The organism is Amaricoccus sp. W119, assembly GCF_047275745.1.
In the GTDB taxonomy this organism is placed as follows: Bacteria; Pseudomonadota; Alphaproteobacteria; order Rhodobacterales; family Rhodobacteraceae; genus Amaricoccus.
Map to the genome: position 1 here is coordinate 1 of NZ_JBKQWU010000011.1, position 12,785 is coordinate 12,785.

Here is a 12,785-nt window from a genome sequence, read left to right on the forward strand (position 1 = left end):
TATGTCGCCCGTCGCGTCGCGGAAGGACATTCCAAACTCGAGGCCATCCGCGCCTTGAAGCGCTATGTCGCGCGTGAGGTCTTCAACATCATCATGCGCCGCCAGAAGCAGATAAACACGACCCGCATCGTGGCTTGACAAACAGAAGGGCGTCCAGGGCTCGCAGTTCATCAGCGTCGACTTCATCAAGGTGCTGAAGGATGCCGCGATTGCCATCAGCATGGACGGCAAGGGCGCCTGGCGCGACGACGTCTTCGTCGAGCGCCTCTGGCGAACGGTGAAATACGAGGAAGTCTACCTGCGCGTCTATGCCAGCGTCTCCGAAGCCCGGGCCTCGATCGGCCGCTATCTGAGCTTCTACAATGGTAGGCGCCCACATTCGTCGCATGGCGGGCGAACGCCCGATCAGGCCTATTTCAACCAGCAGACGCCGATCCCGGCGGCTGCGTAACCAAGGCGGAGATTCGCTCAGCGAAAGCCGCAAAGCTGTTCAGACAAACCGAGCCACCTCCGATCGCCCCCTCCAGTTGGAGACCAGTATCTTGTTTTCCCACAAGCTCTTCCGTCAACATTTATGAAAGTAGTAAGAGCAGATTGATCGAATCCACCTCCCGTTCTGCCCACGTCTGTTGACGCAACGATCACTACGACTTGATCTTCGTCGATTCTGATCGCCTTGGGTTGCGACACCGCATCCCTGCCGTCGGACAGATCCGACTTTGAAACGTCTTTAGTTTCCTTAAACAATAAACTTGCTCCTCTCCCAATCTGGAGGTTGATTGCAGACTCAGCAGCGGACAACCTCTCTTGCACGGCGGCGACCGGAATGGGCCGCGCGCAAAGCGCCGGGTTCCTTTTCGAACCATCGCGGAAGCAAGAGGCCGCTCCCATACGCCGACCAGATCGATCCGGTCGCCGAGACCCCGTCCGAGACCCCGCCCTGATGGCAGTTCCGGCCAAAAAGCGCGATATTCCCGTCGGCTGGTACCTGCGACAATTTGCACCACCGCTTGCCAATTCCACATGAAATCGAATGCGGTGAGAATGTAGCCGTTGCGGGACGGTCGGTTGTGGAGGTAAGCGCCGGCTCCCGATCGCCCCAGACGCGGGGAGCTCCCCCCGCGGGAATGCACAGTCGATGGTAAAGCTGACCGATCTGAGCCGATATCTCGGCCTGTCGAAGACACAGGTCAGCAGGGCCTTGAACGGGTATCCCGACGTCAGCGCGGAAACGCGACGCAGGGTCGAGGCCGCCGCGCATGAACTCGGCTACCGCCCGAACGCGCTGGCGCGGAAGCTGCGGACTGGGCGCTCCGGCATCGTCGGCCTCGTGCTCTCCGAAGGGTCCGAACAGGAAGAGAGCAGCATCCTCGTCGAGATCCTGCTCGGGCTCGCCGTCGCCTTCCGCCGCAGGGACATGCTCGTCGTCCTCAACGTCATGCCGGTCGACCGTCCCCTCTCGGAAGCCTATGCGCGGCTCTCGCAGGAGGGTCGGCTCGACGGATTCGTCGTGCTCAATCCGGGCATCGAGGCGGAGGGGATCGGATATCTGATGGAAGCGGGCGTGCCCTTCGTCACGCATGGAAGGCACGCCGACGAGGCCGAATACCCCTATGTCGATATCGACAACCGGGACGCCGGGCGGATGATGGGCGCGCATCTCGCTACGCTCGGCCACCGGGACATCGCCGTCATCGATGGCCCGGCGGGTCTCCATTTCGCCCGGGAACGCACCCTCGGGGTTCGGCTGGCACTTGGGGAGCACCGGATCGAACCGCGGGCCGGCCGGATCGCGCATGGCCTGCTGACGGAAACGTTTGGCGCGATGACGACCCGGCGGATGATGGCCGATCCGGCCTCGCGGCCGACCGCGATCGTGGCCGGCAATTTCGTCGTCGCGGCCGGCGTCGTGCGCGCGCTCGGCGATCTCGGCCTCTCGATCCCCGGCGATGTCTCCGTCGTCGCGCATGACGACGATCTCGCGCTCTATCCGGCCACGCGCTTCTCCCCGGCGCTGACCGGCAGCCGCAGCCCCTTCCCCGCCGCCTATGACCTTCTCGCGGATCACCTCGACCGCGCGATCCGCGGCGCCGACGCGGCGTCGCTCCGAAGCGTCATGACACCGACCTTCACGGACGGCGGTTCGACCGCGGCGCCCCGAGGCAGCTGAAGCTCACGCATGGTCCGGTCAGGCGGGGTTCCGCTTCGCGCCGCCTGATCGGGCGGCGGGGCGCGCAACGAAATCCGGGCCGAGGCATGCTGCCGCGAACTTCCCTGGACCGGGAACGGGCATGCGGGTTCTCACTCTTCCGCCGGTCGATACCGGCCAGCCGATCAATATCTCGATCCGCGTAGCGCCGGACCCGTCGAGACGCCGCGTGCGCGGGCTCCCGGGATCACGCTGCCAGAGGCCGGCACGGCGGTGATCCGGCCCTTGGGCATTTCGCCTTTCCGCGCGTCGCGCTGGATCGAGCTTTCGGAGAGGCCGCACGGCTCCGGCGGCCCGCTCTTCGCAATCACGGTCACGGATGACGCGATGGTCATCGCGACCGGGCTGCCCCGCGGGCTTTCGGTCTGCTACGCTCGCCAGCGAGATTGCACCCGGCTCGGCGCCGGCCCCTGGTCCGTCGTCGTCGCCGCGAAGATCGCGCCGGTCTCCGAGGCCGCGTTCGACCCGACCGACAACCGCCTGAGCTGGAGCATGCCATGACCAATGTCCGCCTGAAGACAGGCCTGCATCGCCTTGAATCCCCGAGCGATGCCGATCTCGTTCTGGAGCCGAACCCCGCCACCCGGACCGGCGCGGTGCAGATCGTCGGCGGTGCGCGTGTCTCCAACATCGGCGGGCAGACCCGGTTCAGCGGCACCGGCATCATCGCGGAGATCTACAAGAACATCTCCGAGGTCGTCTTCCTCGAGGGCCGGCACATCATCATGGAGAAATCCGCCGATGCCATCGTCGCCGGCGGCACGTCGCGGCACGAGACGCCCTTCGTCCTCTTCCCGAAGGTGTATATCCAGAACGTCCGGGTGGAGGGCGTACGCGGGACCTACGACGCGCTGCACGCCGATGTGTTCCAGATGGATCTGTCGGCGCATTCGATCAACATCGACAAGCTGACGGCGGATACCAACTACCAGGTGCTCTTCATGCGGCCCGAGCCCTATGGCGGCCGCATCCTCAGCCATATCGATCTCAGGCGCTGCAACTTCCGCAAGAATGCGATCCCCGGCGAGACCGGTCCGACGAAACTCATCTATTTCGGCACCTCCGACGCCGAGGTCGCCGCGGTCAACTACAAGATCTATCTCACCGATGTCTGGGCGGAGATCCCGGCCGGCCAGGACCCGCACGACGTGATCTTCCCGAAACACGGCGCCACGATCGGCTCGGACGCGATCAGCCCCTATGTCTGGTGGCCGGAACTGGGCGGGATCATCCAGGATCTCGATGGCAACCCCGGCCGGGTGCGGCTCGGCGCGCCACCGGGCGGTGACTTCGTTCCCGCCGGCTCGGTCGGGTTGAACTACGTGTCGCCCGGATATCAGGACGGTTGACGCCCCCGAATGGCTGTCCGGATACCCGCGAAGGGGCGCCCTCAGATCACGGGCGGCGACCAGCTCAGCCGGGGGTCGCTCGCGTTCCAGGCCGGAGGGCGCGGCGACGGCGGCGTACTCTCCTGCGCGCGCCCGGCCCGGGGCGTGAGGAACGCGGCGGACAGTGGCACGACGAGCGCGGCGAGCGCCGCGCGCCGGCTGACCCTGAAGCCCTCGCCGAAGCCCCGGATCGCGGGGCGCGCCTCAGAACCGCGCATCGACCGGCATGCCTTTCTCGCCCACCGGCAAACCGCCGAGACTGACCGGCTGCCGCGCGGTATGGAGCAGCATCCGGTAGACCGCGTGCGGATTGGTCACCAGATACCGCGCGCCCAGACGCATCGGATCATGCATCACGCGATAGAGCCATTCGAGGTTCGTGCGCTGCATCCAGCGCGGTGCCCGGCGCTCCTCGTGAGCGAGGAACCCGAGCAGCCCGCCGCAGGTCTTGACCCAGCCCACACCTTCGAGTTCGTCGCGGTGCCGCGCGCACCAGATCTCCTGCAACGGCCGCCCGAGCCCCACCCAGAGCACATCCGCTCCGCTGTCGCGAACCAGCGCGCAGATCCGCGAACTCTCCGACAGATCGAAGTAGCCGTGGTGCCGCCCGACGATCCGGAGGTCCGGATATTCCCGCCTGAGTTCGTCGCAGGCCGCCTCGTTCCGCGAATCAGTCCCGCCGAGAATGAAGAACGACAACCCGTGCCGCCCCGCCGCCACCGCGGCGTCCTCGATGAAATCGGTGACCGCGATGCGTTCCGGCAGCGGTTTGGCCGTGAGAATGCGCGAGGCGGTGACGAGCGACATCCCATCCGCGTGAATCAGGTCCGCGGCCGCCATCGCCGCGGCGAAGTCCGGATTCCGCCCGATCAGCGAGACACTCTGCCCGTTGGCGTCGAAAATGAGCCGCGGCGGCCCCCGCCGCTTACGGTTGTAGAAACAATCATCCACCATGCGTGCCGCGAGCATCTCCCGATCGACGACCGCAATTTCATGGCCCCCGATCATGATCCTCTCGATATCCGGCGCGTAGGTGTCATCAAGTGAAACTCTTGATCCACCTTGCATCGGAGAGCCCCTTTTTTGCCCACCCGGCTCAATGGTAAATGAGCCGTTAACGTTAATCAAATAAATTTCAGCCGATTTACCAAGCGAAGAGCTGATTGTTTTTCAGAGACATACCAACCGAATCTAATACCGTATTTCGCGCTTACAGACGAAATACCTGAGATAATTATCAAAATCCGCTCTGTACGATCTTGATCGCGAGCCGGGCGCGGCATCGTCGGCTAGGCGCGAGCCATGCTCAGTTCAAATTTGGTACCTCCGTTGTCTGCAGCACCTCGATGATGTCTCCGGGCATGATCTCCACGCTGCCCGAGGCATCGACCTCGATCGGCTCCGCGCTTCCCCGACGGCTCACCCGGTAGCGAAGCCCCTGCGAGCGCCAGCTGTCCGAAAAGATCGGCACCCGCGCAAATCGCGTCAGCTCCCGAAGCGCCGCCAGCCGCTCGTCGATCTGCTCGAGCGCGGCGGCCCGGTCGCGGAGGCTGTTGGTCGCGTCGGAATACTGGCCGCCATCCACCATCAGCGCGTCCTGCTCCGCCTGTGCCTTCAACTGCTCCGCCCGCTGGCGCAGACCGACGAGTTCCAGAAGCTGCGACTCGGCATCCGCCTGGGATCGCTGCAGTTCCAGCGCGCGGGGCGAGGGCGTGGTCGACCGGCTCAGCCGCTCCAGTTCGATCGCATAGGTCTCGATCTGCCGGCGTTTCAGCTCCATCTGCTCGCCGAGCGTCGCGATCTCGTTGGTGTAGAGCTCGCGCAGCCGGGCCAGCCCCTCGATCTGGCGCGAGTCGAGATCGCGCCTGGCTTCGAAGATCGCGGTCTCCTGCGCGATCATCTCGGCGAGCGCGGTGGGATCGACGCCGCGGAGATCGCGCTCCGGCCACGTGATCGCGTCGGAGCCGGCCACCTCGGCGCGGAGCCTGGCCATCTGGGCGAGCGTCCGGGCGCGGTCGTAGAGGAGCTGGTGCATCTCGCCCGCGTCGTTCAGGACGGCGCGCATCTGGTCGGGGCCGGTGCGATAGACGCCACCCGCGAGCGCCACCGCCTGAAGCGGCGTCATTCCCGGCACGAAGGGATAGCCGCCCGGCACCTCCACGTCGCCCATGACATAGACCGGTGCGTATTCCGCGATACGCACCGTGACCGCCCCGTCCGGTCCGCCGCCGGTGATGAGCGACATCTGGTCCTCGACCCGCGCCGCGACCTCGCGCGGCGTGAGCCCCGTCGCCTGGACATAGCCGACCTCGGGCACCACGATCGTCCCGTCGGCATCGACGGCGAAGATCCCGCTCGACTGCGGAAATTCCGGGACGACGACCTCGAGCTTGTCGCGCTCGACGATCCTGTATTCCGCCGCCCGCGCGCCCGCCGGCATGAGCATGAGGGCGCCGAGCAGGCCGGGCACGACGAGCCGGGCCAGGATCACACCGCCCCCCGCGAGTCCCGACGAGGGGCCTACCGTGAGTCCGACCGTGAGCCCCATCGTGAGTCCCGCCGCGATCCGTTCGGCCGCCGCCCGGACCGGAACCGGCGGCCTCTCCTCGGCGGGGGGCGCGGCAGGAACGGTCGCGCCTCGGCCACGGCCGCCATCGCCGCCTCCGAACCAGCCGGAGGAGAGGCGGTTGTAGATCACGCCGCGCAGCTTCTCGCGGACTTCCGGCAGCGCGAGCAGCGAGCGCCAGGCTTCCGCCGCGCCGCCGCGCCACCCCACCACGCCTACCAGCGCGTCCAGGAGCGGCAGGGCATTGCGGGTGTCCGGGAAGGTGGCGGCCGGCGGCAGGTCGATGACGATCGTGCCGCGATCCCGGTGCCAGTCCGCGAGCTCCCTCGGCGCCACGTTCATCCAGTAGGTCATCGAGGCCATCTTCTCGGCCGGCCAGACCGTGAGAACGGTGACATCCGGCGCCCCCTTCAGCGGCGCGATTCCGGCGGCGGCGGAATCCTGCGACGCATCGACCAGCAGCACCGGCTCGCCCGCGGCCTGGCTGATCAGCGCGGCGAGCTCGCGCGCGACCGTCGAGGCGCCGACGCCGCGTTCGACGGCGCAGATCCCGATGACCCGCGCCCGCTCCCCGCCCGCCTGCCCCAGAAGATCGCCGGCCGCGAGCTGCAATGTCATGGCCGCGGTCGGGTCCTGAGCCATCGGCAGGCCGCGCGGCATCGGCGGCAGGGCGCCGAAGCAGGGAACCCCGAGCCGGTCCTCGACATCGGCCGGGGTCACGAGCTTGGTGTTGAAGAGCGACCTGAAGAGCGCCGCCCCGAGGCCGAGCAGCAGGCCGAGCACGGCGCAGGCCACCAGAACGGCCGGCGCGCCGAGCCCGCCCGGATAGGACGGCGGCGCGGGCCGGGTGGCGACGGAGGCGGTGATGCCCATGTTGCGGGCGCGCGAGCGGAGCCAGCCGGTCGCCTGTTCACCGGCGGCCGCGTTGATCTCCGCCCGCTGCCGCAGATAGTTGTCGATCAGCACCTGCAGGATCGTCGCCGCCTTGACCGGGTCCTCGCTGCGAAAGGAGAGGTGCAGCACGTAGCTCATCCCCACCCGCTGCACGGTCAGGTTTTCCTTGAAGTTCCTGAGCGCGGTGCGGCGCTGCCCCTCCGGGGTCAGTTCCGCGTCGCGCAGGCCGAGCGCCGCGTAGATCCGCGCGCGCAATGGGAGCCCCTCGGGGGCGAATTCCGGGTCCTCGGCGAGCGCCAGTTCATCGACGACGAGCAGCCCGACACTGTCCGAGGTCAGAACCTCGGCCTGGCTGTCGATGATGCCGTCGGTAAGTTGCGACTCGGTCAGCACGTCGTCGTTGCCGAAGACGACCATGCGGCGGTTGTCGATCACGAGATCGGCGGTGCTGGTGTAGTGATCCGGCCGCAGGACCAGATAGGCCGCGCCGAGTGCCATCATGGCGAGCACGCAAGCGGCGATCAGCCATTTGTGCCGGAACAGGAGCCAGATCTCCGGCGGGACGATACGGGTCGGGTTGAAGTGCTGACGATCGCTCACTCTGTGCTACCTCGCGCTCTTCATTCAGATCTGTTCGCCGCGGCGCGACTCGCGCTTCGGCATCAGGAGGTTGGCCACCCTGCGGTAGCCACCCTCGTTGGTCGCCAACTGCGCCAGTATCCTGAGCGCCAGCGCCGGCTTCCAGCAACCATGCCGGACCGCCGTCGCATAGAGCCGCAGCGCCTCGCGCCTCCGGCCGGCGCGGGCGAGATGCTTCGCGATGACCCAGCCGCGGAAGGCGTGATAGGCCCGCTCGGTCATCAGCCCGCGATATTCCCGGCACCAGCGCAGCGGTGTCTCATGACGCGCGACCGAGGAGATCCGCCGCGGGTCGTAATGATCGCTCCAGACCGCGCCGGGCTCCTCGACGATGCGGAACGGCACCCCGGCCGCGGCGAGCCTGACGGCGAAATCCGAATCCTGGCTGCATTTCAGCCATTCGAGGAACCGGACGCGCCGCGCCGTCTCCGCCGAGAGCACGATGGTGCTCGTCTGTGTGAAGCCCCGGTCGCAGAACAGATACTCGCAGATCTCCTCGCCGGGACGCGGCCCCCGCGGCGGCTTCATGAAGTAGCGCCCGTCGCCGCGATCCACCACGACCCGGGCGAAGACCATCGCCTCCGGCGCCGTGTCGAGGATCGCCGCCGCCCGCTCCAGGTGCCTTGGAAAGAACTGGTCATCGGAATCGAGCAGGGCCACGAACCGCCCCCGCGCAGCGTCGATACCCCGGTTGCGCGCGGCGTTCGACCCGCGGTTCACCTGGCGCAGGCAGCGGATCCGGGGATCGCCGATCGCCTCGACCACCTCGGCGCCGCCATCGGTCGATCCGTCGTCCACCACCACGATCTCAAAATCCTGGCAGGTCTGGTTCAGCACCGACTGGACACAGGTTTCGATCGCCTCGGCCCGGTTATGCAGCGGAATGACGACGGAGAACTTCGGGGCAGCCATGTCCCACATCCGATCACCCCCCATGCCGAATGACCCCATGTCGAATGACCGCATGTCCGGTTACCCCTCGGTCCGCGCGAGCCGCGGCTTGAGCGACGTCGCCAGCGCGTGTTTCAACAGGTCGATGAGATCGTTCACCGGCGTCGACAGCATCCGCCGCCGCCGGATCAGCACGATCAGAAAGGCGGTGGCGCTCCCGATCAGCACCGCCGCGGTCTGTGCCAGCGGACCGAAATCCACGCCGAACAGCATCGGCGTCAGGGCGAGCGCCCCGCTCGCCCCGACGAACGCGCCCGGTCCCATCGCCCTCAGGACCAGCACGGCGGAAATGCTGCTCGACACCTGCCAGACCGCGATCATCAGGCCGAGGCAGACCACCTGCGTCGCCACGAAGCCCGCGGCGACCGCCGGCAGGCCGTAGGGCATCGCGATCAGCAGCGCGCCGAAGATCAGGAGGAACTGCACCACCTGCGCGACCGCGCGGGCGCCCATCCGTCCCGTCGAGCGCGTGGCACTCAGCAGCACCTTGTCCACGCCGCGCAGGAAGAGCGCGATGGCGCCGATCTGCATCGGCTCGATCAGCCGCTCCCAACCGGGACCGAAGGCGAGCGGAATGGCGACGGGGCTGATCACGATGGTGACGAGCGCCGCCGGCAGCGTCAGGAGCGAAATCACCTCGATGAGCGCGACGACGCGCGCCGTGATGCCATCGCCTTCGCGACGCGCGAGCGCGGGCAGGACCAGCCGGTCGATCGGGTCCACCAGCGCACAGAGCTGGACCACGATGATCTGGTAGTAGCGCGCCCAGAGCCCGGCCGCGGCCGGGCCGAGATACGCGCCGATCAGCGGCCGCGTTCCGTAGACGGAGGCGATGTTCGCGACCTCGCTCACGGTGATGGCGAGCCCGCCCCGGGTGAGACGCCGCGCATCCGCGAGGCTCGGGCGCGGCGACAGCATGTCCCGGTTGGTCCAGAGCAGGAAACCCATCCGGATGAGCCCATAGACCGCCTGCCCCGCGACGAGCGCCCAGACGCTCCAGCCGAGGAGAGCGAGGACATAGGCGACGAGGAGACTGCCCAGCATCGTGCCGACGAGATCGGAGACCGCGAGTTCGCGGAAGCGGAACATCCTGCGGGACACCGCGTCCAGCACGAGGAAGATGACGTGGAACGGCAGATAGGCCACGACGGCGAGCATGATGCCATCCATCGTCCCCCCGGTCGCGCCGTAGAGGTGGAAATAGCCGAACCAGGTCAGGCCCGCCCAGACGAGCCCGGAACCGAACCCGAGCCAGAGCGCCGAGGCGACCGTCCGGCGCGTCGCTTCCGGCAGGAACACCACATTGGTGGCGATCCCCATCTGCGCCACCGTGCCGATCACGACGACGATCGCGAGACCGATGTAGAAGAGCCCGAACTCCGCCGCCGAGAGCACGCGCGACAGGACGATGAGCACCCCGAATTTCGAGAGCAGCTGGAAGACCGCGTTGGCGATCGTCCAGGGAACCGCGCGGACGGGCCGCGAGGCCCCGCGCCTGCCGGGGATGCGCGGCGGAGGTGCGTCCGGGGCTGGGGTGTTCGGGGAGAGCGCGCTCATGCGACCCTCCGCCTGGCATCGGCGCCGTTGTGGACCGGAGCGCCGAGGAGGTCCGCCAGCGCCGCCGTCGCCGTGGCCGCGCCGGTTTCGAAGGCGCGTCGGATCGCCGGCCGCCCGGCCTCGAGTCTGGCCAGGTCGAAACCGGGGGACCGGGCGTCGAGGCTCTCCCAGAAGTCCGCGAGCCCCGCGGTGTCGAGCAGACCCGAGATCTTGTAGTCATGCGCGGGGCTGAGCAGCCCCAGCGGCAGGCAGCCCTGCGCGGCCGCGTAGAGCAGGCTGTGCAGCCGGTTCGACAGGACGAGATCCGTATCCCGATAGACCAGGGCGAGCGCGTCGAGATCGATGCTCTCGATGACCTCGGCCTTGTACCGGGCTGCGATATCTTCAAAATCGGCGTTCATCCGCGCCCCGTCGCCGCGCACCTGCGAGACGAAGGCGACGCTGACCGGCCCCGCCGCGGAGAGGTGGGCGAGAATATCCGCGAGACGCGCGCGCAGCAGCGATGCTTCCTCACGGCCGAGCTTGTCGAGCCGGCAGGAAACCGCGATCCGAAGCGGCGCCTCGGCTGGCCGGGGCGCGCGAGGCCGGACCGGCAGGGTCAGCGCGAGATCAGGGAAGTAGGAGACCCTGGCGAACCCGGCCCGGCGCGTGATCTCGAGCGAGGCCGCGTCGCGGAGCCCGAGCGCGTGGCCCCAACGCGACATCCATGCCTCCCAGCGGAGCCGTGCCGGGTCGCGCCGGGCGAAGGAGACGCCGAGGCGGATCGGCCGGACGCCGGCGATCGAGAGGGCGACCATGGAAAGCCCGGTCAGGATCGTCCCGGCGCCGAAACCCCAGAACGGATCGCCCGGCGTCAGCGCCAGATAGGGCCGCCTACCGTCGAGCCCGAGGCGGTAGCGCAGCCCCGCCCCGAAGGCCGCCGCGATCAGACCGGGCCGCCCGCCGTGCCTTGCCTCCCCGGAGCCGAGGGCGAGTTGCGACAGATACTCCTCCGGCGCGTCGCACCGCGCGATCTCGACGGTTCCGCGGGCGCGCAGGAGGCGCAGCAACTCGCGGTTGATGAGCGCGTCGCCCGCGTTGAAATACTGCGTCTTCGCCGAATAGAAGAAGCGCGCGGCCATGCGGGAGGGCGTGCTCATGCCGGCACCCTCCCCCTCGTTGCGTGCCAGGCGCGGAACTCGGTCGCCTCCTGCGCCGCCACGAGCAGCATCAACACCACCGGAACGTTGAGCTTGCCCGCCAGCGTCACGTCGAGCAGCCCGCTCAGGGTCACGAAGAGCCCGACGAAAAGCGTGTACGAGATCCGCCTGAGCGCGACGGAGATCCAGACCCCGCTCAGGATCAGCGAAAGCGAGAGCATCATCGTGAGCGCGAGCCCCGGAAGCCCGGTCTCGAACGCGGCCTGCATCCAGGAGCTGTGCGCGCTCGGAGGGCGGTAGTTGCGCCAGTACTCCTCGAAGACCGGCTCGTAGAAGGAGCCGTAGCCGTAGCCCGAGAACCAGCGCCGCTCGGTGAGTTCGATCACCTTCGGCCAGAGAAGCGTGCGTCCCGAGAGGGTCGCGTCGCGCTCGTCCTCGAACACATAGGCTGCGATCGTATCGCCGAAGAGCAAGAGCGCGAGGAAGGTGACCGCCAGCGCCATGAGCGATACCAGCGCCACCGGGCGCTGGCGCGCCATGAGACCGCAGAGCAGGCAGGCGACCACGAAGGCGGCGCCCGCCGCCCGCGCCCGCGACAGGAAGAGCACACCGAGGCAGAGGATGACCGCGAGCAGGAACAGCGAGACCGGGACCGCGCCCCGCAGCGCGTCGATCTTCCCGTTCAGGAGGGCTAGCGCGGTGAGTCCGATCGCCATGCTGAGCAGCATACCGAGGCGGATCTGATGATCGATGACGCCGCGCAGCTCGAAATGGCCCGTCGGCACATCCGGCTGCTTCGCGAATTCGGGCGCGATCGGCAGGATGGCGAGCGACAGGACCGATACGATGACGGCGAGCAGGAAGACCGTGCGTACCGTCCGGAGCGTCGGGACGAAGGCGAGGCTCACGGTCGCGAGCCAGACCGCCAGCAGATAGATCGAGAGCACCATCGTCTGGGCGGGCGCGACGCTCCAGACGACGCCGCCGAAGCACCAGCAGAGATAGCCGAGATAGATCCAGTCGTGCATCGCGACGCGCATCTCGGGAGCGAGCCCTTCGGCCCGCCAGAGCGCCGTCAGCCCGACGACCACGCCGCCCGCGGCGACGAGCAGGAGATTGCCGAGCTTGATCGGGATCGCTTCCGGCTGGTGCGCTTCGAGAAGGAAGATCGCGATCAGGAACGCGGTATTGAGCGCGGTCGCGACACGGACGAAATCCGCCGACCCTTGCCCCGAGGTCAGAGCAGCATCACTCATCCCGGCTCCACGAACCCCGCGCGGATTTCACGCGCCCACCACGAACACGAGTGTCGCGGATGGATGTCCCGGTGGCAAGATGAATGCCGCGCCCGCCAGACCATCCGCGCGCCCTGTCACCGAAACGCGCGTGACAAGAACGCTGACCCCTCCCATCAACACCCCACATGCTACGCCGGAACCTCG

General features: G+C 67.9%; 10 protein-coding genes and 2 pseudogenes. 5 read left to right on the forward strand and 7 right to left on the reverse strand.

The annotated features are described in order from the left end of the window. The 5 genes and pseudogenes from ACLJK8_RS08415 to ACLJK8_RS08435 form a co-directional block, all read left to right on the forward strand. Positions 1-138 (forward strand): annotated as a pseudogene (locus ACLJK8_RS08415) (IS110 family transposase); the annotation flags it as partial. Between the two features lie 16 nt (positions 139-154). After that, positions 155-451 (forward strand): annotated as a pseudogene (locus ACLJK8_RS08420) (transposase); the annotation flags it as partial. 687 nt (positions 452-1,138) lie between these two features. Continuing rightward, positions 1,139-2,170, forward strand: coding sequence for a LacI family DNA-binding transcriptional regulator (locus ACLJK8_RS08425; RefSeq protein WP_413149722.1), 1,032 nt, complete (start codon positions 1,139-1,141; stop codon positions 2,168-2,170). A gap of 366 nt (positions 2,171-2,536) precedes the next feature. Next, positions 2,537-2,710, forward strand: a complete 174-nt coding sequence (locus ACLJK8_RS08430; RefSeq protein ID WP_413149723.1) for a hypothetical protein — start codon at positions 2,537-2,539, stop codon at positions 2,708-2,710. Next, positions 2,707-3,558: a hypothetical protein gene (locus ACLJK8_RS08435; protein ID WP_413149724.1), complete on the forward strand. Its 852-nt coding sequence runs from the start codon at positions 2,707-2,709 to the stop codon at positions 3,556-3,558. Before ACLJK8_RS08430 ends, ACLJK8_RS08435 begins: the two co-directional genes overlap by 4 nt. 41 nt (positions 3,559-3,599) lie before the next feature. Here ACLJK8_RS08435 and ACLJK8_RS08440 read toward each other — a convergent pair whose 3' ends face one another. The 7 genes from ACLJK8_RS08440 to ACLJK8_RS08470 form a co-directional block, all read right to left on the reverse strand. Beyond that, complete coding sequence (locus ACLJK8_RS08440) at positions 3,600-3,815, reverse strand: hypothetical protein (protein WP_413149725.1); 216 nt, start codon at positions 3,813-3,815, stop codon at positions 3,600-3,602. Then, on the reverse strand, positions 3,802-4,605 hold the full coding sequence (locus tag ACLJK8_RS08445) for a WecB/TagA/CpsF family glycosyltransferase (protein WP_413149726.1): 804 nt from the start codon (positions 4,603-4,605) through the stop codon (positions 3,802-3,804). Before ACLJK8_RS08445 ends, ACLJK8_RS08440 begins: the two co-directional genes overlap by 14 nt. Positions 4,606-4,903: 298 nt before the next feature. Beyond that, positions 4,904-7,657 carry a polysaccharide biosynthesis/export family protein gene (locus tag ACLJK8_RS08450; RefSeq protein WP_413149728.1) on the reverse strand — a complete coding sequence of 918 codons (2,754 nt, stop codon included), beginning with the start codon at positions 7,655-7,657 and terminating at the stop codon, positions 4,904-4,906. A 24-nt stretch (positions 7,658-7,681) separates the two neighbouring features. Then, positions 7,682-8,608, reverse strand: a complete 927-nt coding sequence (locus tag ACLJK8_RS08455; RefSeq protein ID WP_413149729.1) for a glycosyltransferase family 2 protein — start codon at positions 8,606-8,608, stop codon at positions 7,682-7,684. Between the two features lie 60 nt (positions 8,609-8,668). Next, the gene (locus ACLJK8_RS08460) at positions 8,669-10,204 is read right to left on the reverse strand and encodes an oligosaccharide flippase family protein (RefSeq protein WP_413149730.1); all 1,536 of its coding nucleotides are present in this window, start codon (positions 10,202-10,204) and stop codon (positions 8,669-8,671) included. Beyond that, positions 10,201-11,343 (reverse strand): polysaccharide pyruvyl transferase family protein, encoded by a 1,143-nt coding sequence (locus ACLJK8_RS08465; protein ID WP_413149731.1) that lies wholly within the window; start codon positions 11,341-11,343, stop codon positions 10,201-10,203. The genes ACLJK8_RS08460 and ACLJK8_RS08465 overlap by 4 nt, the downstream gene beginning before the upstream one ends. After that, positions 11,340-12,599: an O-antigen ligase family protein gene (locus ACLJK8_RS08470; RefSeq protein ID WP_413149732.1), complete on the reverse strand. Its 1,260-nt coding sequence runs from the start codon at positions 12,597-12,599 to the stop codon at positions 11,340-11,342. The genes ACLJK8_RS08465 and ACLJK8_RS08470 overlap by 4 nt, the downstream gene beginning before the upstream one ends. Between the last annotated feature and the right edge of the window lie 186 nt (positions 12,600-12,785).

Bases quoted from the DNA above. Each gene is read 5' to 3' on its own strand.
- ACLJK8_RS08440 (WP_413149725.1), bottom strand. From the start codon at position 3,815: ATGCGCGGTTCTGAGGCGCGCCCCGCGATCCGGGGCTTCGGCGAGGGC.
- ACLJK8_RS08465 (WP_413149731.1), bottom strand. From the start codon at position 11,343: ATGAGCACGCCCTCCCGCATGGCCGCGCGCTTCTTCTATTCGGCGAAG.
- ACLJK8_RS08445 (WP_413149726.1), bottom strand. From the start codon at position 4,605: ATGATCGGGGGCCATGAAATTGCGGTCGTCGATCGGGAGATGCTCGCG.
- ACLJK8_RS08455 (WP_413149729.1), bottom strand. From the start codon at position 8,608: ATGGCTGCCCCGAAGTTCTCCGTCGTCATTCCGCTGCATAACCGGGCC.
- ACLJK8_RS08435 (WP_413149724.1), top strand. From the start codon at position 2,707: ATGACCAATGTCCGCCTGAAGACAGGCCTGCATCGCCTTGAATCCCCG.
- ACLJK8_RS08430 (WP_413149723.1), top strand. From the start codon at position 2,537: ATGGTCATCGCGACCGGGCTGCCCCGCGGGCTTTCGGTCTGCTACGCT.
- ACLJK8_RS08425 (WP_413149722.1), top strand. From the start codon at position 1,139: ATGGTAAAGCTGACCGATCTGAGCCGATATCTCGGCCTGTCGAAGACA.
- ACLJK8_RS08460 (WP_413149730.1), bottom strand. From the start codon at position 10,204: ATGAGCGCGCTCTCCCCGAACACCCCAGCCCCGGACGCACCTCCGCCG.
- ACLJK8_RS08470 (WP_413149732.1), bottom strand. From the start codon at position 12,599: ATGAGTGATGCTGCTCTGACCTCGGGGCAAGGGTCGGCGGATTTCGTC.